Below are 22,818 nucleotides of genomic sequence, written 5' to 3'. Positions count from 1 at the left end.
GACAGTGGAAGGAAATAATATCTTAACCGATATCGCTGAAAGAACGGGAGGCGATATCTATTTGGGAGTAGTAGGGCCCGTAAGAACAGGTAAATCAACCTTCATAAAAAGATTTATGGAGCTAATGGTAATACCAAATATTGAAGATATTAATGATAAAGAGCGGGCTAAAGACGAACTACCACAAAGTGGTGCCGGTAAAACCATAACTACTACCGAACCCAAGTTTGTGCCCAATGAAGCAGTAGAAATAACAACAAACAATGGGATATCTTTTAAAGTTAGAATGGTAGATTGTGTAGGTTATACAGTAGATGGGGCTTTGGGTTACGAAGAGGATGATGAACCTCGTATGGTTAGAACTCCCTGGTTTGACTATGAGGTTCCCTTCGAAGAAGCGGCCGAAATAGGAACCAGGAAAGTTATTACTGACCATTCAACTATTGGAATTGTAATGACTACTGACGGCAGCATTAGTGATATCCCTAGAAAAAACTATATAGAAACCGAAGAAAGAGTAATTAATGAATTAAATGCACTTAACAAACCTTATATTGTTCTATTAAACTCAATGCATCCGTATGACAAGGATACTTTAGCACTTGTAGATGAACTTACTGAAAAATACAATGTTACAGTAATTCCAATTGACTGTGAAAATGTTACTATAGAACAGATATACGGTCTTTTAGAAGAGGTCCTTTATGAATTCCCTGTACATGAAGTAAACGTAAAACTACCAAGCTGGGTAAATGAACTTGATGAGGACTTTTGGTTACGTGATACATTAGAAACTGCTATACGTGACATATTAAATGAAGTTCGCAAAATAAGGGATATTGATAACGCCATAGAACAACTGTCTGATCTTGAGCACATAAGCTATGTAAGCCTAGAGGAGATGAATTTAGGAACTGGTATAGCTACTATTGATGTTACAGTTCCTGAAGAACTCTTTTATCAAAGTCTTAGTGATGTCAGTGGATTCTCTGTTGAAGGAACAGATGACATTATGCGTCTAATGAAAGACTTTAGCTTTGCTAAGAAAGAGTTTGATAAGGTATCTGCTGCATTAGACGAAGTAAAAGAAACTGGTTATGGAGTAGTTACTCCTAGACTAGAAGAAATGTTCTTAGAAGAACCCGAGCTTATCAGACAGGGTAGTCGATTTGGTGTTAAATTAAAAGCAAAAGCTCCATCCCTCCATATAATAAGAGCAGATATAACAACAGAACTTACACCTATAATAGGAACTGAAAAGCAATGTGAAGAACTAGTTCGCTACATGTTAGATGAATTTGAAGAAGATCCCACCAAAATTTGGGAGTCCAATATATTTGGAAAATCACTACATGATTTAGTCAGAGAAGGTATACAAAACAAACTTCACCGGATGCCTGAAAATGCTCAAGTTAAACTACAAGATACTCTACAACGTATAGTCAATGACGGTAGTGGTGGATTAATATGCATAATAATATAATAACAATTTTTTAATTATTTAATTAATGTTGGGAAAGCTATTTATAGCTTTCCCTTTTTTAATGGCATTAATGAGGTAGCCAGAGGACATTTTGTTTAGCAAGCTAAATAAAGCGTCCTCTGCTACCCCTTTTTTTATTTGCTTTTCATTGTTTTTTTAAAATACTAGTGTTATAATGTCCGTGTTGCAAAGAAACATATTCGCTACATATAGACAGAGGTGAAGCATGACAGAAAAAGAAAAAAAATTTTATATTGTTCGTGAAGATATTTTACCTGAATCTATTTTAAAAACAGCTATTGCCAAAGAAATGCTTGCAAATGGAGATGCTAATAATATAATAGAAGCTGTTGATAAATTGTCTATGGCTAGAAGCACATTTTATAAATACAAAGATGGGGTTTTTTCATTTTTTAATGCTGATAGCTTAAATATTATTAATATTTCACTTTTACTAAAGCATATACCGGGCATACTTTCTCAGGTCTTAAATTGTGTCGCACTAAACAAGGGTAACATCTTAACTATTAATCAAAGCTTACCACTACATGGGGTGGCTCATGTAACTTTATCTATCAGTGTAGATGAATTAACGATAACTATTGATGAGCTTTTATCAACTTTAAATACAATTGATGGAGTTGTAAATGTAGAGATAGTTGGAACAAGTTAAAAGGAGGAATTTTTTTATGATTAATATTGGATTATTAGGTTGTGGTACTGTAGGTTCTGGTGTAGTAAAATTACTAGAACAAAACGGGGAAACAATATTGAAGAAAACAGGAAAAGAGATTAGAATCAAAAAAATCTTAGAGAGAGATGTAGAGAAGTGTCTAGAATTAGGTTTTGCTGAAAATTGCATAACTGAAGACATAAAGGATATTGTTGATGATCCTGAAATAGATATTATTGTAGAGCTACTAGGTGGTATAAGTCCTGCAGACGAGTTTATTATTGAAGCAATGGAAAAAGGAAAACATGTAGTAACAGCCAATAAAGACTTAATTGCAGTAAAAGGGCAAGATATTTTTGATACTGCTGAAAATCAAAAAGTAGATTTTTATTTTGAAGCTAGTGTTGCAGGTGGAATTCCTGCTGTAACCCCACTTAAACAATCACTTGCAGGCAATAATATTGAAGAGGTAATTGGAATACTTAATGGAACAACAAATTATATACTAACCAAAATGAGTCGTGAAGGGCAAGATTTTGATGATGTTTTAAAAGAGGCTCAGGACTTAGGTTATGCAGAAGCAGATCCTTCCTCAGATGTATATGGATTAGATGCCGCAAGAAAAATTGCTATACTAGCATCTATAGCATTTAACAGTAGAGTAATGTTAGATGATGTATACGTAGAAGGTATAACATCTATAAATGCAGTTGATATGGAGTATGCTAAGGAATTAGGGCTTGAAGTGAAGCTATTAGCAATTGCTAAACAAGAAGAAGGTCAAATTCAAGTTAGGGTTCATCCAGCATTTATACCTATTGAACACCCTTTAGCTTCAGTAAATGGTGTTTACAATGCTGTATTTATCAAAGGTGATGCAGTAGGAGATATTATGCATTATGGTAGTGGAGCAGGACAAATGCCTACAGCTAGTGCAGTAGTGGGTGATATAATAGAGATTGTACGTAATAAGAATTATAATAGCAATGCTCGTATAGGATGTACTTGTTATGATCAAAAACCAATTTTAAATATTAATCAATTAGAGGGACAATTTTATATAAGAATGGCAGTCAAAGATCGCCCAGGTGCACTTGCTGGTATCGCAGGTGTATTTGGAAATAATAATGTAAGTCTATCTTCAGTATTACAAAAAACTAATGATTGGGATATGGCCGAATTAATATTAATAACCCATAATACTAGTGAACAAAATCTAAGAGATGCTTTAGCTGTATTAAAAGGAATGAGTATAGTGGGTGAAATAAACAATGTAATAAGACTTGAAGGCATGGATAAAAAGTAGTAAATAGGAGGGCATAAAACGTTAATGGTTGCAGTAAGAGTACCAGCTACAAGTGCAAACCTTGGACCAGGTTTTGATACACTAGGATTAGCTCTTAGCCTATATTTAGATGTTGAAATGGACTTTGCTGATGATGCAATTATTGAATTTAAAGGAGAAGGCGAAGAAGACTTAAAAAACAATCCAGAAAACAATTTAGTATTAAAAAGTGCAAACATACTACTATCTAAAGCTATAATAAAAAAAAATTTAAATATAAAAATTAAAAATGAGATTCCTATTGGGAAAGGTTTAGGTAGCAGTGCTGCTGCTATTGTTGCTGGACTGTTTGCTGCTAACAAACTAATTGGAAATAAATTTTCTGATCAACAATTGATTAAATGGGCTGTTGAATTAGAAGGACATGCTGATAATATAGTTCCAGCAGTTGTTGGTGGATTTGTAACAGTTATGCTTTATAATGATGAAATATATTATCAAAAGATACAAATACCATCAAACATTGATATAATAGTTGTTGTGCCTAATTTTACTTTATCAACAGAAAAATCTCGTTCAGTTATACCTGAAAAGGTAAATATAAAAGATACTGTATACAACCTACAAAGGGCTTGCTTTTTAATAGCTAGTCTTAATAATAAAGATTATAATAAATTAGATAAAGCTATGGATGATTTAATATACCAACCTTTAAGAAAACATTTTATTCCTGGATTTAATGACATAGTTGATAATGCAATTGATAATGGGGCATTAGGAATTGCATTAAGTGGTGCAGGACCATCATTTTTGGCTTTTGCACATGACAATCCAGAAAAAATAGGTAGCTCAATGCAACAAGGGTTTAACGTTCATGGCGTAGAGAGTAAATTATATTACTTAAAACCAGAGGATAAAGGCTTAGTTATAGTAAAATAGGGAGTGGGAGAATTTTGGGATTAATTGTTAAGAAATTTGGTGGTAGTTCTGTTTCATCTATGGAACAAATTAAAAACATTGCCACAAGAGTTAAACAAAAGCGGGAAAACGGTAACCAAGTAGTTGTGGTTGTATCTGCAATGGGTGATACAACAGATGAACTTATCCAATTAGCATCATTTGTAGGTAGCGATTTATCTAGTCGTGAAATGGATATGCTTTTAGCGACTGGGGAACAGCAATCTGCTTCACTATTAGCATTAACACTTCAATCTATGGATTGTAGTGCAGTATCACTGACAGGTTGGCAAGCTGGAATACAAAGCGATTCATCATATAGTAGAGCTCGTATTACGGATATAACTACCTCAAGAATATTAAAAGAGCTTAATAATGATAAAGTAGTTGTAATAGCTGGATTCCAAGGGATTTCACCAGAAGATGACATTACTACTTTAGGTAGAGGTGGTTCAGATACTACAGCAGTAGCCTTAGCAGCTAGTTTAAATGCAGATGAATGTATTATATTTACCGATGTAGAAGGCATATATACAGCAGATCCTAGAATAGTAAAAAATGCTAGTAAACTTAAAAGTATTTGTTATGAGGAAATGTTAGAAATGTCCAGTTTAGGAGCTGTTGTTTTGCAACCACGAGCAGTTGAGTTTGCAATGCTTTACAATGTTGATGTGAAAGTGCAAAGTAGTTTTAACAATAACTCAGGTACAGTTTTAACGGAGGTTAGTAAGATGGAGAAACAAAGAGTTGTTAGTGGAGTTGCACATGATATAAACTGTGCAAAAGTAGCATTATATGACGTAGCAGATAGACCAGGTATAGCTAGAGATTTATTTACCACCCTTGCAAACAATGGTATAAATGTTGATATGGTAGTTCAAAGTGCTAACCGAGAAGACAGAAATGATATAGCATTTACAATTGAAAGCGATGAATTAGAAAGAGCATTACCTGTAGTTAACATATTGGTAAATGAGTTAGGTGCTTCAGGTATGTCCTATGGAGATAAAGTAGCTAAAGTATCTATAGTTGGTGCTGGAATGCAAAGTAATCCTGGAATTGCAGCAGCCATGTTTGAAGCATTAGCAGAAGAAAACATTAACATCCACATGATAAGTACATCTGAAATAAAAGTATCATGCATAATAGACGAAGAAGTAATTGAAAAAGCAGTAAATGCACTGCACAATAAGTTTGAATTAGATAATATAAAATAAAACAAAAAGATACAATAACATTGACTAAACACATACTTATGTTATAAAATATCTTTTGGCGTCGGGGTGTAGCTCAGTTTGGTATGAGCGCTACGTTGGGGACGTAGAGGCCGCTGGTTCAAATCCAGTCACTCCGACCATTTTTTATGCCCAGAAATAAGTGTTTTTAAGAGTATAAGAGCAAGGAAGCACGGGGACGGTTCTTTTGCTTCCTTTAATTAACCAAGGAAAAAAATGTGTTAACTCCTATAAATTTTATTTACTACCTAGAAGTAGATAAAAATTTATAGTATTATATATGTAATGATTACAAAATGATATGTATACAAATGTGAATTGTATACACCGCATATCATGATTAAAAATTCATAAGGGGATGGTTGTAATGAAACGGTTTTTAAAAAGTTTGAAGGGGAAAATTACTATTGTAGGTATAGTATTAATACTTATTACTGTATTATTAGTATCTATAATAGCAACCAATGTTGCTGAAAATGCTATTTTAACTGAAGTACAACATAATTTAGAAGAGACAAGTATGGAAGTAGGAGATGCAGTAGATTTATTTATAAGTGAAAAAACAAGTAACATACAAGTAATATCAGCAAACAATATTTTAAGTGATCCAAATACAACCATAGAAGAAAAAAATACAGTTTTAAACAATTATCAAAATGCATTTGGTGACGCTTTTTATGATTTAATTATGGTAGATTCACAAGGTGCTTTTATTACTACTACAGGTGATACATATAGAGAAGATTATAGTGATACTAGTTGGTTTCAAAGTGCTGCAGGAAAAAATGATCTTCATTATGAACACAGAATGAGCATTGATTTTGGTGTTTATCTAATAGTTGTAGTAATGCCTATATATGATGAAGCTGGAGAAACAATAGGGTACATAAATGGAAGAGTTAATATTATGGACTTTCTAGATGAAAAGCTAATGCCTATATATGAAGCATATCAGGCTAGAAATATTCCAGGAAGTTATCCATATATAGTAGAACCAGGGGGCTACATTGTCTGGCACCCAGAAAGTGATTACATAGGTGAATTAAATGTTCTTCAAAGGGATGATGATTTAGGTTTAGTTGCTGAAAGAATGGTAGATGGTGAAAAAGGTTTTATGTATTATGATTTTGAAGGTCTTGATAAATCTGTTGCATTTTCTCCAATGGATGGTTATAGACATTATGATGGCTTAGGTTGGTCTATGGCAATAACTGTTGAAAATGATGCATTATTAGAGCCTGTAAGTAATCTTATAACAATTATAGTACTAATTTCTGCACTTGCTGTAGTTATAGCAGGTATGATTTTTTGGTACTTATTACACATAACTATTAAGCCATTGAACCAAGTAATAGAGCAAACAAATTCTATTTCAAAATTAGATATTAGTAATGATTTATCGGAAGAATTCATGCGAAGAGAAGATGAAATAGGTCAATTGGCTAGGTCGTTCCAGACACTAAGTGAAGCTTTAAGAAAAACTATTATTAACATTAGTCAAGCTTCTAATCAAGTAGCAGCATCCTCAGAAGAAATGAGTGCTGTAAGTGACCAAACAGCTACAGCAGCAGATGAAATTGCAAAAACCATAGAGGGAATGGCTAAAGGAGCAAATGATCAGGCTAAGGATACTGAAGAAGGAGCAGTAAAAATTGATGAACTTTCAGATGTAATGAATGAAGATTATGAATATGTAAAAGAACTAAATAGTTCTGTTGATGAAATAAATAACTTTAAAGACGAGGGATTTAAATCATTAGAGTTGTTAGTTGCTAAAGCAAAAGAAAACAATATAGCAGCAGATGAAATCTATAATGTTATACAAGAAACTAATAACAGTGCTGAAGGGATTAAAAAAGCTAGTGAAGTAATTAAAAGCATTGCTGATCAAACAAACCTGTTAGCATTAAATGCTGCTATAGAAGCAGCAAGAGCAGGTGAACATGGTAAAGGCTTTTCTGTTGTAGCAGAGGAAGTAAGGAAACTAGCTGAACAATCTAATGACTCTATACAAGAAATAGAATACATTGTTAATGATCTTTCTACCAAAACTGTTAATGCAGTATCAACTGTAAAGAATGTTAAAGATATTGCAAATGAGCAAAATAATAGTGTGGAAGATACAAAAGCTAAGTTTGAAGGAATTGCAGAAGCTATAGAAAGAAATAGAAAAATAATAGAAGAATTTAATAGAACTGCCTCAGAGATGGACCAGAAAAAAAATAAAGTTATTGAAGTAATACAAAATCTATCCGCTATTGCTCAAGAAAATGCAGCTAGCACTGAAGAGGCTGCTGCATCCATTGAAGAACAAACAGCTTCAATACAAGAAATATCCAGTGCTAGTAACGAACTAGCAAAGCTAGCAGAAGAGTTACAAGAACAAATTTCAAAATTCAAATACTAATTACTATGTAGATTAAAGACAGGGGCGGGGAAGCACTGTGCTTCCCCGCCCCTTGCATTTTTCTCTTTTGTTTTAGCCGGTGGGTCTGCTATTATCATATAATTTAATTTTTAACACATTGACATTTATTACACTAGGTATTGTGTCCGTCATACCAGTTATGGTACCACCTACTACTTCTTGTAATTCTTTAACTTTTTCAGGTATATTAAATCCATAATCAATTTCACAATTTAGCGCAATAGCAATGTTTTCTCCTTCTTCTTTTACTTTGGTTGCTCGTTTTGAATTAGTAGAAACTCCTATCTTTTGTCCTACATCACCAATAAAATCAGAAACTAGTGTGACGCCCTCTACTTCTTTAGCTGATTCTTGGGCAATTTGTATAAATACAGCTTCATCAATTACTATGTCGCCTAAGTCTTTTTTAACTATCATATTATATCATACTCCCTTATAAATGATTTAGTAGTAGCTTGGAAGATTTTGCACTACTATATATATTATTACATTTTTCGTGTAAATCTACAATTTTAATATTGCTTAACTATAAATATCTTACCCTAGTATTTATTTAATAATGCTTTTTACAAAAGAAAATAAATTATATTCTTTAAAAATTTGTACTTTTTATCGTAATATAATAATAGAATAGTATTATTTACCTAATTTTTATTAATGGGTGATGATTATGAAAATTAATAATAAAAGGGACTTATTTTTAAAGTACAAGCTTTTTATATTATCAATAATATTAATAAATGATTTGTTTATAAATATTGATAGTGTTTTGGCATATAGTTGGTATGAATTTTCTAGTAGTATGTCTCGGTCTTTTAATAAAGTAGACATATTTAGTTTTTCAAATCTATTTATTTTGATTTTGATTATATTAACAATAGCATTTATAATCTACTTCCTAAGACGTGAAGCTGTTAGACAAAACTTAGAGGCGCGGCAAGCTTATAAGGAGTTTTTAAAGCAACAACGAATAAAACGCTTACCACAAGCAGTAGAAGGACAGAAAAGAAATTGGTTTAGATTAAAAACAGAATTAGATATTCAGTGGATTCCTTCATCATTAGCTGATAAATATAACAAAAAGGATTACTATAAGGGTTGTGTTATAAATATAAGTGGTGGAGGTCTTTTATTTAGAAGCAATGAATTAGTTACAGCTAATGAAGTGGAATTTTACATTGAACTTGATGGTGAACTAATGCACTTAAATGGAGAGGTAGTAAGAGTAGAAGAAGAACAAGAAAATGATGATAAAAAATATTTAGTCGGAGTTAAATTTATAAACATTAAAGAAGTGCAAAGGGATTATATCATTTCATGGATTACAAAGTCTCAAAGAGAAGAGGTATCAAATAATAAAGAAGAACTAAATGAAGAATCAGAAGATAATAATGAAAAAACAAATAAAATTGAAGAATTCACTGCAAATCAAGAAACAACTAATGAGAAAGAAGACCAAGATAACTTATTTAGAGCAGAGCCTATCCATTTTACTGGTTTTAAGAAAGATGAACAGATACAATTAAAATTAGATAGAGAAGGAGAAAATGTTACTATAAAAGGAGAGGTTATTAACTCTCAAGAAGATGATTATGGCAACCTTACTATAACTATTAATATAACAAACCCTAGGAAGCAGTAAATGCTTCCATTTTATTACTTAAAAATGGAAAAAGATTACAAAAATACACTAAATGATCTATAATATAAAATGTATAAAAAAGATACGGGGAAGGGGTTTATGAAAAAACAAAGGTTAATGCAAATTTTAGAAGGAAGTAAATTAGGTTTTTGGGAATGGAATGTTCAAAGTGGAGATCTTTTAATAAATGATTTATGGATAAATATATTAGGATATGACTTAGATGAAGTTAAGTCAGATATATCATCTTGGGTTGAACTAGTTCATCATAATGATCGTAATAAACTATTAAAAAAGATAAACAAATTATTAAAAGGTGAAAGTGACCTCGAATTTGAGGAAATAGAATATAGAATACAATCAAAATCTGGAGAATGGAAGTGGGTTTCTACAAGGGGGAAAGTTATAGAAAAGGGTGATAGTGGAGAGGTAACAGTAATTGCAGGAACTCACTCAGATATAACGCGCAGAATAAAAGCGGAAAAACAATTAAAACAAATAAATCAGGAGCTATTTGCTCTAAATACCATTTCACAAGCGATGAGTCGTTCAAATAGTTTAGAAGATATCGCATCATTACTTCATTCCTTATTTATAGAAACCAAAGCTTTTCCAGGAGGAGCATTATATTTTAATAATATAGGTGAAACAAAAATTAAAAGGAATATGGACTGGGGTCTTACTAAAGATATCTTAGATTTCCTACCTCAATTGTCAGTTGTTTCTCATTATTATGAGCCCCAAAATGATATAAATCTTAATGCAAAGATTTTTCAACTGATAAATGAAATACCATCAGAAATTAATGTGGAAGATTATTGGAAAAGCTGTTTAGCTATTCCTATAATAAGTGATCAACAAATGCAAGGGATTTTGTTTTTATTTGATACCAAGTATATAGAGGTAAATAATCATGATCAAATATTTTTAAAATCAATAGGTCAAATAATAGGAGTTGCTTATCGTAAAATATGCCTGTTTGAACAAGTTCAAGATTTTAGTAAACAGATGCAGCTCTTATCTCAACAGTTAATATATGTACAGGAACAAGAAAGAAAACACTTATCACGAGAGCTGCATGATCAAATTGGTCAGCTTTTAACTGTTCTAAAAATAAATTTACAACAAATAAACAGCCAAGGTTATTCAGAAGATAATATAGAAAAAAGCATTGATTTGGTAAATAATGTTCTAGAAGATGTAAAAGACCTTTCCTTTTCTCTGCGACCTGTTCTCCTAGATGACTTAGGGTTAGAATCTGCTTTAAGATGGCATTTAGATAAATATGCTCAACATACTGGAATACACTTTAACTTAAATAGTAATTTAGGTGATATTCGTTTTTCATCCGACTTAGAAATTAGTTGCTATCGTATTGTGCAGGAAGCAATAACAAATGCAATAAAACATGCAAATCCTACCAAAATAAACATAAAGATAAAATATAATAATAAACATTTAAAAGTACTAATACAAAATGATGGACAAGGTTTTGATGTAGACTTAAAACTTAAAGAAGGAGTTTATCAAAAAAGTCTAGGTTTAATAGGAATGCAAGAAAGAGTGGCACTTTTTGGAGGGGAATTAAAAATAATATCTTCATCACTAGGTGATGGAACAACTGTAAAAGTAACATTTACTGTTCCGCCAGAAAATAAGAAAAGGAAAGGTGGCTAAGATGGAAAAAATAAAAATTCTTATTGCAGATGATCACAAATTGGTGCGTGCAGGAATATCATCCCTTGTTGAAACTATAGAAGATATTGAAGTAGTTGCTGAAGCCAATGATGGTGAAGAAGCTATAAAATTTATTTCTTTATATAAACCTGAGTTAGTTTTAATGGATATAGCAATGGAAAAAATGGGTGGTATAGAAGCAACTGCAAAGATAAACTCACAGTATCCAGATATAAAAGTAATTATATTATCTATGTATGTTAATGAAGAATTTGTATGGCAAGCATTACGTTCAGGTGCTTGTGGTTATCTATTAAAAGATGCAGCTCCCATAGAATTAGAGCTAGCTATAAGATCAGTATTAAATGGTGAAACATATTTAAGTCCTGTGGTTTCTAGTCATGTGGTTTCTGATTATGTTAAACGAGTAAAGGGAGAGGAAAGTTATCTTGAAAGACTTACTCCTAGGCAACGTGAAGTATGGAAATTAATTGCTCAAGGTCTAACTACAAAGGAGATTAGCCATAATTTAGGTATTGGTGTAAAAACAGTAGAAACCCATCGTACTCAACTGATGGAACGATTAGAAATACACGATATAGCAAGTTTAGTACGCTTGGCTATGAAGATAAACCTAATTCATGAAAATGAATAAATTTTCCACTAAAAGTTAAGGTATTTGCTGATAAAAACTAAGGTATTATCCTTAATTACATATCTTCTTTAAGACTTTATACTATTAGTAAGTTAACAACTTAAAAATTTCTAGAGATAAGAAATTTAATCTATTATGTTATTATTATAAGGAGGAGTTAAAATGTTAGAGAACAAAAATATTAATCCGGTGGCAATGTGGTCTCAAAGTTTTAATATGATGAATGAAATGGCGCAAAAGATGTGGGAGGTGAACAAAGTTAATTATAAAAACATTGAAAGCATTAATGAACAATTTTTAAATGCTATAAGTAAAACTATGGAAACTAGCAAAAAAACACAAGAAGAAATAAAAACTAGTTCAAATTCCTTAGGTGATCAATTCTTTACAATGGTAGAACAATTTGTAAAAAACCAACAAAGTCAAATGGACCTATTTACCAACAATTCAGAGCAACTAATGAAATCATTTAAAGATAACTGGGAACAAACAATACAAATGACAACAGAAATGAGCAAACAATATCAAAATCCTTATATGTTTATGCCTCTACCTTATCAATACTTAGAATTGCAAAATAAGATTGATGAGTTAAATCAAAAAATTACTGACAAAGATACCAGCAATAAATCTAAGAATAATAAATAAGGAAAAAGAAAATAAAAAGGAGCTTGATTCAAAAATCAAGCTCCTTTAAAGTTTAAAACAATTTATAATTCCAATCCTAATTCTATTAATTCTGCTTTTAACTTTTCAATATCTTGTGGTGAATTAATATCAATGGAGAAATAACCTAGCCCACACGATTCAATAGCTTTCTTAGAAAAGCTATCTCCAGCCCCACGTCTTTTATCTTCACTAACTTCTATACTTATTACTACTTGAGGTGTTAAATCAGGAAGTTCAAAAATCACTAAATCTAAAGTCTTATCCCTAATTCGATTATAATATTCTTCGGCATTATTAGCAGTCATAGGAACAGTTATTACTTCTGCTAAGCGCACTCTAGGAAAAGCAGCATATTTACTATCCTTTAGCAGTTCTGAAAATAATTGATATAATCCGAGGTCTTTGCCTGTTATCAAATGATTTTGCATTCTATAAGGCATATTGTTCTTATTACTCCATCTATCACCAACATCTATAACCTTACCTTGATTTGGCTTAGAAGGTTTAACCTTAGGTTTGCCTTCTCTTTCCTTTACATAATCCCAAACAAGTTTAGTGATGACTATAACTAAAAGCAACCCAATCAGCTGAATCATTAGGTTTCCTCCTTATTTAATCTAATTATTATCTTTATATATTATACAAGATATGTAACAAAAATTAATATTAGTTTACAATACTTATGAAAAAATACAAAAGAACAAAAATTTTTACCTTTTTGTAAACTTATTATAAAATGTATAACAGATTATTTAATAAGTTCACAGCTATATTTACTGTATAATTTTAGTGTTTATATAAAAGAGGAGGTTTTTTAGTGAAATATCAAAGCAGTAGAGGAAAATATTCTGGCATAACATCTGCCCAAGCAATAAAAATGGGTATATCTCCTGATGGTGGTTTGTTTGTACCAGATTTTATACCATCACTTAACTTAGAAAATATAGAAGAGCTATCTCAACTAACCTATCAAGAAAGAGCCAATTATATATTTGCAAATTACTTAACAGATTTCACCAATGACGAAATAGAGCATTGTGTTAACTCAGCCTATAACACCCATAACTTTGATGATGAAAGAATAGCACCTATAATACAGCTAAACAATACTACATATATACAAGAACTTTGGCATGGTCCTACCTGTGCCTTTAAAGATATGGCATTACAAATACTACCATATTTTTTATCAGTAAGCAGACAAAAAACAGGTGAGAAAAGTGATATAGTTATACTGGTAGCTACCTCAGGTGATACAGGTAAAGCTGCTTTAGAAGGTTTTAAAGATGTAGAAGGTACCAAAATAATAGTGTTTTTCCCAGAAGATGGAGTTAGTGAAGTCCAAAAACAACAAATGATTACCCAAGAAGGTAATAATGTATTTGTATCTGCGGTAAAAGGTAACTTTGATGATGCTCAAAGTGGAGTTAAAAATATGTTTAGTAATATGCAAGTAGCGGAAATATTAAATAAAAATAATAAAAAATTATCTTCGGCTAATTCAATTAATTGGGGGAGACTCTTACCTCAGATAGTTTACTACATCAGTGCTTACATAGATTTAAGAACCCAAGGTAATATTGCAAAAGGAGAAAAAATAAACTTTGTTGTTCCAACTGGTAACTTTGGTAATATACTAGCCGGTTTTTATGCTATGAAAATGGGAGTACCAATAAATAAGCTAATATGTGCAGCAAATGCTAATAATGTTTTAACCGAATTTATTAATACTGGAACATACAATAAAAATCGTAATTTTGAAAAAACCCTATCACCATCAATGGATATTCTAATTTCATCTAATTTAGAAAGATTACTTTACGAACTAACAAATCATGATTCCATCAAAGTTAGTAAATGGATGGAAGAATTAAAGGATTCGGGTATCTATAAAATAGATGAACAAATTCATGATAAAATAAAACAAATATTTTGGTCAGACTATAGTACAGATCAAGAAACCTTAGATACCATAAAAGAATGTTGGGAAAAAGACCACTACTTATTAGATACCCATACGGCTGTTGCTAAAGATGTTTATGAAAAATACACTAAAGAAACAAAAGATGCAACTAAGACAGTAATTATCTCTACAGCTAGTCCATACAAATTTGGAAGTAGTGTAGCTAAGGCTGTACTAGATAAGGAAGTTATAAATAACAAAAATGAATTTGAAATACTAAATATACTTAAAGAAAAAACCAATATAAAAATACCAGAAGGACTTAAAAATTTAGATAAACGTGAAATACGACATACATGGGTAAGCACCAGAGATGAACTTGAAAAAACAGTACTTAATTTCTTAAATATAAAGGATAAATAAAAGCAAAATAATACGTATAAAAAAAGCCGCAGTATTTTACTGCGGCTTTAAACTCTTTTATTTAGTGCCTAAGAAAAAATAAGATATTAGTTCATGACCCTTTTTAAAATGCATTCCATTTTCACATAATTCCTCATCATAGGTTTTACTTTCATTAACCCATCTTAAATCCTTATCATAAATCATAAAAGGTACAGAATCATTAGTATGAGTTTTTTCAGATATTGGAGTATAATGATCAGGTAAAAGCATAATGCGTAATTTATCAAAGCTGTCTAAATCATTAACTGCTCTTCCAATGACCTCTTTATCAATTTGCTCTATTGACCAAACCTTACTATCCACATCACCTTGATGACCTGCTTCATCGGGAGATTCTATGTGTACAAATACAAAATCTTTCCCATTTTTCAATTCATTAATAGCTGCTTCACCTTTACCGGCAAAATTTGTTTCTACAGCACCAGTTGCACCTTCAACATCTATAATATCAAGTCCGGAGGCAATTCCTAGTCCCTTTACTAAATCAACAGCAGCAACTACAGAGCCATTAAGATTATATAATTCTTTAATACTAGGAAGAATTAATTTACTACCTTCACCCCATAGCCATATAGAATTAGCAGGCTTCAATCCCTTTTTCATACGAGCTAGATTAACTGGATGGTCTTTTAAGATAGCTGCACTCTTAACCATTAAATCATAAATTAGTGAACTACCTTCTCCTTTAGGCAGGTTATCACTTATTTTCTTTTCAGATAAATCATGGGGGGGAGTTAAGTTTAAGGTATCCAAAATATTATTTTTCCATACCATTACATGCCTATAACTCATACCGGCATAAAAGTTAATTATTTCAGTTCCTAATTCCTTATTAATAGCTCCAATTAACTGAGCTGCTTCCTCAGTACTTATTTCACCACCACTATAATCAACCATTGTTTTTTCACTATAATCTTCTTCATCAGATAAGGTAACCAAATTACACCTTAATGCCATATCATTTTCATCTAATTTTATACCCATGCTAACAGCCTCTATAGGCGATCTGCCAGTATAGTAAACCTCGGGATTATAACCTATAACCGAAAGGTTTGCCACATCACTTCCAGGTGGAAATCCCGGGGGAATTGTTTGGGCAGTGCCAATAATAGAGCTACTAGCTAAAAAATCAATATTTGGTGTATTAGCATATTGCAGAGGTGTTTTGTTACCTAAAGCCTCGATTTTATAATCTGCCATTCCGTCTGCTACTATTAACAGATACTTCATATTAATATCAACTCCTGTGAATAATTGCTACTATAGTATATCATTTATAAAAGCTTAAGTGTGACATGTAAACACAAAAAACAAGATAAATGAAACAGGGGACGGTTCTTTGTTCTATTGATGATAGAACAAAGAACCGTCCCCTGTTTCATTTATCTTTAAATAACATACTTAATTTCAGAGCCGGGAAACATATCATTAATATTTTCTCTAAAAAAATTTTCCATATCTTTTAGCATATCCTTGGTGTAGACATACTTACCATAACCAAACTGACCATACTTAAATTGTCGGTCCTTTTCTTCATCCATAGATAATTTAGTATCAGGAAAAACTTCTATAATATTTGAACGAGCTTTACGGGTAAATCTATGGGATATAACCTCAAAATCTATTTCTGAATAGTCTCTATCACCTAACTGATACTTCATATCAACTAAAAGTCTCTTATAATCTTCTTTCCAACCGTTTTCTAAAACTACTGGAGCAATAATAACACCACTTGGATATCCATGCTTTACTACACGAGAAAGAGTTTCTAATCGCGTTGCTAGTTTAGGTGTACGATGTTCATAATTTTTAATAACCTTATCAGAGTTTATACTAAAACGTATTCGCGTATGCTTCTTATGATCTATATCAAGTAAAGTATCTACCTGATTAAACTTAGTAACAAAACGAAGTCTACCTAATTCTTCACTAGCAAAAAACTCAATTGCTTTTTTTAATGCTCCACTATAAGGTTCAACTGGTATAGGGTCTGATGTAGCAGCTGCTTCAAAAAAAGTAACATCAGGCTTTCTTTCCTCTATATACTTTTTTGCCTGGGCTAAAATATCATCTACATTTACATATACTCTAGTATATGGTTTTTTACCCATTTGAGTATTGAGATAGCAGTACTCACATATACCTTCACAACCAGTAACCAAAGGCAACTGATAATGAGCTGAAGGCTTACAAGTGGCAAAATCCAAAGTGCGTCTTACTCCTACTACTAAGGTATTCTTTCCTTGAAAAAAGGCTTCCCTAGAATCCTTACCAGGAATACCAGTAACCCTATTATGTGATTTTAAAAAATCAATAGGTATATCTTCTTTCCTTAATTTTTTTATAATTTCTTTACCTATAGGATAATCTAGTGCTTCTTTTTCAAAAAAAACTCTTTTAGCTTTAATACCCATAAAACCTCCACTAATACGTTTTAAATCGGTTTCTTCGCATCTGCCGTATATTACCTTCAGGTATAAGTCTTCCTTTTCCTTCATACATTATTCTCTCAATCCCTACTTTAGGATCATCATAATGCTTTTTGCACTCCTCACAATTATTACAATGATTAACTACCCTTTCTTCCGGCTCTGGATAACTACTTATCATGCCTTCATAATTTCTCAAAACTACCATATGATCAGACTGCGAAATCATATATTGTGGTGAAACAGGAATCTTACCCCCTCCACCAGGAGCATCAATAACATAAGTAGGTACTGCTAAACCAGAAGTATGTCCTCTTAAAAACTCTATAATTTCAATACCTTGAGCTACAGAAGTTCTAAAATGGGCAAGACCACTTGAAATATCACATTGATATAAATAATAAGGACGCACCCGTATCTTAAGTAACTTATGAACAAGCTCTTTAATTATATAAGGACAATCATTAATACCTCTAAGAAGTACAGTTTGATTACCTAAAGGAAAACCAGCATCGGCTAATTTATCACATGCTATACTGCTTTCCTCAGTTATTTCATCAGGATGATTAAAATGAGTATTAATATATATCGGTTGGTACTTTTTAAGAATACTACATAATTCATCTGTAATTCTAAAAGGCAAAACTACTGGTGTTCTTGTGCCTATACGAATTATTTCTATATGCTTAATACTTCTAAGCTTTCTTAAAATTTTTTCAATATTAGCATCTGACATTAAAAGACTATCTCCACCAGAAATGATTACATCTCTAATAGATGGTGTTTCCTGCAAATAACGAAGTGCCTGATCTAACATCTCTACAGGTAGAGCCTTATCAGTAGTCCCAGCCATTCTGCGCCTAGTACAATGCCTACAATACATTGAACATTGATCCGTAACCAATAAAAGAGCTCTATCGGGATACCTATGAGTAATTCCCGGAACTGGTGAATCTACATCTTCAAACAAAGGATCATCCATATCATTATCATTATCTATTGAATTAATCTCAGTTACTGTAGGAATTGACTGTTTCCTAATGGGACACATAGGGTTCTCAGGATTCATTAGCATTGCATAATAAGGTGTTATAGCCATCCGTAAAAACTCCAAAGATTTACCAATGCCTTGTCGTTCTTCATCAGTTAAATTAACAATTTGTTCTAAATCTTCTATAGTTGTTATTCTATTTCGTAACTGCCACTGCCAACTATTCCAATCCTCCTTACTTACATCCTTATACAAAGAGGTCGCTACATAATTGCGCATTTAATTTACCTCCTGAAATCCTTTTATACTATTTTTAGTATAAAGATGTGAAATTAAGCATCAATTTTACAAAAAATATTAAATTCAAAGCAATAACTTATTTTTTAGCATAAAAAAAGAGCTAGTTTTTTCAACTAGCCCTTTTAAGAATTATCTAACAAATTTTTTGTGGATAGGTGCTTTTACACCATACATTCATATCTTCAAATCCACCTGAAATATTACAATTATTAACTAAAGTACCGGTATAACGATATCCATGTTTAGCAAAAACCATATTCATACCAAAAGAAGTACTTCTAGCAATAGTATAAAGACAATGTATATTTTTTTCAGGTAAAGTAGACTCCAAATTTTCCAAAAGTATGGATGCAAGTCCATTACCTTGTTCAGAAGAAAGTGTAGCAAAATCTGTCATTTCAGCACTTCCTACTGAATAATCTATTTCAGCAGAAGCTGCAGCTACTAACTTATCTTCAGCATTATATAACAAACCATATATAATATGATCTAATGTAGATTCAAGATAATTTGGATCACAAACTGGATATGGATATGTTGGGAAAACTTCTTTAAATAAACTTGCTAAATTATTCAAGTCTCCTGTATCCGCTGTTTTAAAACTATATCCATCTGGCATATTATTATTATTTTTTGCTTCCTCTGCTTTAGCTAAAACAGTTTCTAATACTGATAAATTTTCACTATGAGTCTTTGATTTGCCTCTATCTCCATAAAACCTTGAACATATAACAGCATTTTTCTTAAATCCAAAATAATCGTATATGACTGCCTCTGCACTAAAGCCATTATCAAGAAATAAACTAGAATTATTTTCGTCAATTTTTCCCCATACCTTACCAAACTCATTATAATTTGCTAAGTCATCAATGATACCTATAAATTCATTCATACCATCAGGATTAATAATATTAAAATCTAAAATTGAGATTCGTTCATTATATGGAGAAAAATCTAAATTAGCTCTAAAAAAATCCCCTTCTATTTCTCTTGTTATACCCCACCTAGATACATTTAACTGTTCATTGTTTTCAGTATAAATTTGTACATCATTAGTCTGTTTCATCATTATCCCTTCTTGCATTTCGTGTATTTCCTTCAGGTATAAGACTTATAGTATCATTATCATCACTATAAAGTTTCTCTAGTCCTATTATGTCCCGTTTTTTGTTTTTCTTACTATTACATATATTACAATCTGGTGGACATGTACAAGTTTGGTCTTCTGGCTCGGTATATACAGAGATTACACCTTCATAATTTCTAAGAATAGTTTTTCTTGAACCATAAGATAATAGATAATTTGGTTGTAGTGGAATTTTTCCTCCACCACCAGGAGCATCTACAACAAAAGTTGGTACTGAAAAACCAGAAGTATGACCTATTAAGGATTCTAATATTTCTACACCTTTAGAAATAGGAGTTCTAAAATGTTCAATACCTCTAGATAAATCACATTGATATAAATAATATGGTCTAACTCTATTTTTAACTAGAAGATGATTTAAATCTCTCATAATTACTGGACAATCATTTACATCCTTTAATAAAACTGATTGGTTACCTAAAGGAATACCAGCATCTGCTAACTTTCGAATAGCAGCCTTTGATTCTGGTGTAATTTCCATAGGATGATTAAAGTGAGTATTTACCCAAATTGGATGATACTTTTTAAGCATATCAACTAACTCATCATCAATTCGCATAGGAAGTACAACCGGAGTACGAGAACCAATCCTTATTACTTCCACATGTTTTATTTTTCTTAGTTCAGAAATAATTTTTTCTAGTCGCTTTGTTTCTAACAAAAATGGATCTCCACCTGATATAACTACATCTCTAATACTCTTATTTTCTTTTATATAATCAATGCCTTTTTGAATAGCAGATAATGATATAGTAGATCCTTCTTCTCCAACTTTTCTCTTTCTTGTACAATGACGACAATACATTGAACACTCATTAGTAGAAAGTAAAAGCACCCTATCTGGATATCTATGAGTTAACCCTGGTACGGGTGAATCAGCATCCTCATGTAATGGATCTTCTAAATCATAATCACTAGTATGTAGTTCTAGTTCACTAGGAATTGCTTGTATTCGAATAGGACATTTTGTGTTGCTACGATCCATAATTGATGCATAATATGGGGTAATTGCCATAGGGAAAAGATCTATTGCTTTTTTAATTTTGATTTCATTTTCCTTTGATATTTCAACAAACTTTTTTAATTCTTCTATAGTTGTTATATTATTTTTAATCTGCCATTTCCAATCATACCATTCATGATTTAAGTCTAGACTATCGACTTCCAAAGTATTAATAACTATACACCTCCAATAAATTTGAGCACCAAAAAGCATTTGCCAGTATATGCCAAAAATGGATATAAATTATAAGCTTTATGATATTATTTATTCTATTAGAAACACCTAATATATACAAATGCCATATAGATTAATATGCAATAACAAGTAGATTATTATAGGAACTATCAGGGAAAATTATAATATATATTTATTAATACTTTTATATTCTCCTAATACATACCCTAATTAAATGGCTATATTTAGGGGTGTATGAATAAAATCATGTAAAACAAATGTACTTAAAGATACTATTAGTATTATGAAGATATATTTAATTCATGACATTACACCGAGTGTCACTCGGTGTAATACTCAATTATTCAGGATATTTTTTTGAATATTTCTTAAAAGCATCCTTACCCTTAATGCTAAATTCTTGAAAAAGATTATTGAAATTGGCTAAAACAGCGGATGCATAGCTAAGTTTAAGTTTACCTTTGGCACTTGCTACTGATTCTTTATCCTTTTTATAACGACCCATCTGAACATCTTTGGGCATTTTATCACCTCCTTTAAATTAGTGTTTACTTGGTGAGTTTATATTATTAAAGCAATATGTTGGCTCATAATTTTTTTAATATGATACATAATTACTGTGAAAACTAGTGCATTGTGTTACGTTATATATTTATTTTCATATTATAAATAAAAGGGAGGAGGGGATAAAATGAAAATAAATAGAATGGTAAAAGTAATTGAAGCAAGATCATCTCGAGAACTAGAAAAACTAATTAATACATTTATATCTACAACTGATATGGAGGTAATAGAAATTAAGTATTCTATTACCAATGAGAAATTCACAGTACTAATCGAACTTAGAGAAGCACAATACTATGGATAATTCGTAAAAGAAAAATTTTAAAAAAATATTATCATGGTACTCTTGACTATACTAATGCCAGGTGATATAATTCTTAATGTTGCGGAGCTGTGGTGTAGCGGTTAACATGCCGGCCTGTCAAGCCGGAGATCGCGGGTTCAATTCCCGTCAGCTCCGCCATAAATTTACAAATGGATCTTAAAAAATATAAAATCTCTAAATTTACAATAACTATTGACTTTTTAACGAGCTCCATTTATAATGATTCTTGCACTAAAGAGTGCCTAAGCCTCGATAGCTCAGTCGGTAGAGCAGCGGACTGAAAATCCGCGTGTCGGTGGTTCGATTCCGCCTCGAGGCACCATTAGTTAAGCGGAAGTAGCTCAGTGGTAGAGCATCGCCTTGCCAAGGCGAGGGTCGAGAGTTCGAATCTCTTCTTCCGCTCCATTGATTATCTCGCGTTACAAAGGTAGCGCTTTTATTTTGCGATAAATATAACCATTGTTTTTCTTGCAATGGTCCCCCAAAATTGATATAATTAGCTTGCCCGAAATCACTATGGGCGGGTGGCGAAGAGGCTAACGCTGTGGTCTGCAAAATCACCATGCACCGGTTCGAATCCGGTCCCGCCCTCCATAGAATAAAAAATGGCAACAACAAATTAATAAGCTATCATGCCCGGGTGGCGGAATAGGCAGACGCACGGGACTTAAAATCCCGCGAGGTTAAACCCTCGTGCCGGTTCGACCCCGGCCTCGGGCACCATTATATAGGTAATTTGCTGAGACAGAGTTCTCAGCTTTTTTCTTTTTCTGTGTTTCTTTGTATTAGGTA

The 22,818-nt window shown here is 31.9% G+C and carries 20 protein-coding genes and 6 tRNA genes; 18 read left to right on the top strand and 8 right to left on the bottom strand.

From position 1 onward, the window contains the following. Window positions 1-4 precede the first annotated feature (4 nt). From spoIVA to SYNTR_RS06045, 7 genes are all read left to right on the top strand, one after another. Complete coding sequence (gene spoIVA, locus SYNTR_RS06075; RefSeq protein ID WP_156204711.1) at window positions 5-1,483, top strand: stage IV sporulation protein A; 1,479 nt, start codon at window positions 5-7, stop codon at window positions 1,481-1,483. A 226-nt stretch (window positions 1,484-1,709) separates the two neighbouring features. Then, window positions 1,710-2,156, top strand: a complete 447-nt coding sequence (locus tag SYNTR_RS06070; protein ID WP_156203683.1) for an ACT domain-containing protein — start codon at window positions 1,710-1,712, stop codon at window positions 2,154-2,156. A 16-nt stretch (window positions 2,157-2,172) separates the two neighbouring features. Further along, the gene (locus tag SYNTR_RS06065; protein ID WP_156203682.1) at window positions 2,173-3,462 is read left to right on the top strand and encodes a homoserine dehydrogenase; all 1,290 of its coding nucleotides are present in this window, start codon (window positions 2,173-2,175) and stop codon (window positions 3,460-3,462) included. 24 nt (window positions 3,463-3,486) lie between these two features. Then, on the top strand, window positions 3,487-4,380 hold the full coding sequence (thrB, locus tag SYNTR_RS06060) for a homoserine kinase (protein ID WP_156203681.1): 894 nt from the start codon (window positions 3,487-3,489) through the stop codon (window positions 4,378-4,380). Window positions 4,381-4,394: 14 nt separating this feature from the next. Beyond that, window positions 4,395-5,615 carry an aspartate kinase gene (locus tag SYNTR_RS06055; RefSeq protein ID WP_156203680.1) on the top strand — a complete coding sequence of 407 codons (1,221 nt, stop codon included), beginning with the start codon at window positions 4,395-4,397 and terminating at the stop codon, window positions 5,613-5,615. 62 nt (window positions 5,616-5,677) lie between these two features. Further along, window positions 5,678-5,755, top strand: a tRNA-Pro gene (locus tag SYNTR_RS06050). A 245-nt stretch (window positions 5,756-6,000) separates the two neighbouring features. Next, window positions 6,001-8,040, top strand: a complete 2,040-nt coding sequence (locus tag SYNTR_RS06045) for a methyl-accepting chemotaxis protein (protein ID WP_197079040.1) — start codon at window positions 6,001-6,003, stop codon at window positions 8,038-8,040. Window positions 8,041-8,112: 72 nt separating this feature from the next. Here the strand turns inward: SYNTR_RS06045 and SYNTR_RS06040 are convergent, their stop codons facing one another. Then, complete coding sequence (locus SYNTR_RS06040; RefSeq protein ID WP_156203678.1) at window positions 8,113-8,478, bottom strand: Asp23/Gls24 family envelope stress response protein; 366 nt, start codon at window positions 8,476-8,478, stop codon at window positions 8,113-8,115. A gap of 253 nt (window positions 8,479-8,731) precedes the next feature. On the opposite strand from SYNTR_RS06040, the gene SYNTR_RS06035 reads away from it, so the two are divergent. The 4 genes from SYNTR_RS06035 to SYNTR_RS06020 all read left to right on the top strand — a co-directional run bounded on the left by SYNTR_RS06035 (window position 8,732) and on the right by SYNTR_RS06020 (window position 12,683). After that, window positions 8,732-9,703 carry a PilZ domain-containing protein gene (locus SYNTR_RS06035; RefSeq protein WP_197079039.1) on the top strand — a complete coding sequence of 324 codons (972 nt, stop codon included), beginning with the start codon at window positions 8,732-8,734 and terminating at the stop codon, window positions 9,701-9,703. A gap of 99 nt (window positions 9,704-9,802) precedes the next feature. Beyond that, complete coding sequence (locus SYNTR_RS06030; RefSeq protein WP_197079038.1) at window positions 9,803-11,380, top strand: PAS domain-containing protein; 1,578 nt, start codon at window positions 9,803-9,805, stop codon at window positions 11,378-11,380. 1 nt (window position 11,381) lies between these two features. Next, complete coding sequence (locus tag SYNTR_RS06025; protein ID WP_156203675.1) at window positions 11,382-12,035, top strand: response regulator transcription factor; 654 nt, start codon at window positions 11,382-11,384, stop codon at window positions 12,033-12,035. Window positions 12,036-12,197: 162 nt separating this feature from the next. Continuing rightward, a complete protein-coding gene (locus SYNTR_RS06020; RefSeq protein WP_156203674.1) occupies window positions 12,198-12,683 on the top strand; it encodes a hypothetical protein in 486 nt (161 codons plus the stop codon). Window positions 12,684-12,745: 62 nt separating this feature from the next. Here the strand turns inward: SYNTR_RS06020 and SYNTR_RS06015 are convergent, their stop codons facing one another. Continuing rightward, window positions 12,746-13,300 carry a DUF2726 domain-containing protein gene (locus SYNTR_RS06015; RefSeq protein ID WP_156203673.1) on the bottom strand — a complete coding sequence of 185 codons (555 nt, stop codon included), beginning with the start codon at window positions 13,298-13,300 and terminating at the stop codon, window positions 12,746-12,748. Between the two features lie 221 nt (window positions 13,301-13,521). On the opposite strand from SYNTR_RS06015, the gene thrC reads away from it, so the two are divergent. Further along, window positions 13,522-15,030, top strand: a complete 1,509-nt coding sequence (gene thrC, locus SYNTR_RS06010; protein ID WP_156203672.1) for a threonine synthase — start codon at window positions 13,522-13,524, stop codon at window positions 15,028-15,030. Window positions 15,031-15,087: 57 nt separating this feature from the next. Here thrC and SYNTR_RS06005 read toward each other — a convergent pair whose 3' ends face one another. The 6 genes from SYNTR_RS06005 to SYNTR_RS05980 all read right to left on the bottom strand — a co-directional run bounded on the left by SYNTR_RS06005 (window position 15,088) and on the right by SYNTR_RS05980 (window position 21,660). Then, a complete protein-coding gene (locus SYNTR_RS06005) occupies window positions 15,088-16,302 on the bottom strand; it encodes a cofactor-independent phosphoglycerate mutase (protein WP_156203671.1) in 1,215 nt (404 codons plus the stop codon). Window positions 16,303-16,460: 158 nt separating this feature from the next. Then, the gene (gene splB / locus SYNTR_RS06000) at window positions 16,461-17,486 is read right to left on the bottom strand and encodes a spore photoproduct lyase (protein ID WP_156203670.1); all 1,026 of its coding nucleotides are present in this window, start codon (window positions 17,484-17,486) and stop codon (window positions 16,461-16,463) included. Window positions 17,487-17,496: 10 nt separating this feature from the next. Further along, window positions 17,497-18,771, bottom strand: a complete 1,275-nt coding sequence (gene kamA / locus SYNTR_RS05995; RefSeq protein WP_156203669.1) for a lysine 2,3-aminomutase — start codon at window positions 18,769-18,771, stop codon at window positions 17,497-17,499. A 154-nt stretch (window positions 18,772-18,925) separates the two neighbouring features. Further along, a complete protein-coding gene (gene ablB, locus SYNTR_RS05990) occupies window positions 18,926-19,876 on the bottom strand; it encodes a putative beta-lysine N-acetyltransferase (RefSeq protein WP_156203668.1) in 951 nt (316 codons plus the stop codon). Beyond that, entirely contained in the window at window positions 19,845-21,107 is a 1,263-nt protein-coding gene (kamA, locus tag SYNTR_RS05985; protein WP_243140145.1) for a lysine 2,3-aminomutase, read from the bottom strand. Before kamA (SYNTR_RS05985) ends, ablB begins: the two co-directional genes overlap by 32 nt. Window positions 21,108-21,477: 370 nt before the next feature. After that, window positions 21,478-21,660, bottom strand: a complete 183-nt coding sequence (locus SYNTR_RS05980) for a hypothetical protein (protein ID WP_156203666.1) — start codon at window positions 21,658-21,660, stop codon at window positions 21,478-21,480. A 168-nt stretch (window positions 21,661-21,828) separates the two neighbouring features. Between SYNTR_RS05980 and SYNTR_RS05975 the strand changes: the two genes are divergently transcribed. The 6 genes from SYNTR_RS05975 (at window position 21,829) to SYNTR_RS05950 (ending at window position 22,749) form a co-directional block, all read left to right on the top strand. After that, entirely contained in the window at window positions 21,829-22,005 is a 177-nt protein-coding gene (locus SYNTR_RS05975; RefSeq protein WP_156203665.1) for a hypothetical protein, read from the top strand. Window positions 22,006-22,088: 83 nt separating this feature from the next. Next, window positions 22,089-22,164 (top strand) — tRNA-Asp (locus SYNTR_RS05970). 108 nt (window positions 22,165-22,272) lie between these two features. Beyond that, window positions 22,273-22,348: transfer RNA gene (locus SYNTR_RS05965), tRNA-Phe, on the top strand. A gap of 8 nt (window positions 22,349-22,356) precedes the next feature. Beyond that, window positions 22,357-22,431, top strand: a tRNA-Gly gene (locus SYNTR_RS05960). 113 nt (window positions 22,432-22,544) lie between these two features. After that, window positions 22,545-22,620: transfer RNA gene (locus tag SYNTR_RS05955), tRNA-Cys, on the top strand. A 40-nt stretch (window positions 22,621-22,660) separates the two neighbouring features. Next, window positions 22,661-22,749, top strand: a tRNA-Leu gene (locus tag SYNTR_RS05950). The last annotated feature ends 69 nt before the right edge of the window (window positions 22,750-22,818 follow it).

Source organism: Candidatus Syntrophocurvum alkaliphilum (genome assembly GCF_009734445.1).
In the GTDB taxonomy this organism is placed as follows: Bacteria; Bacillota; Syntrophomonadia; order Syntrophomonadales; family Syntrophomonadaceae; genus Syntrophocurvum; species Syntrophocurvum alkaliphilum.
This window is presented reverse-complemented; position numbering and strand designations above follow the sequence as displayed.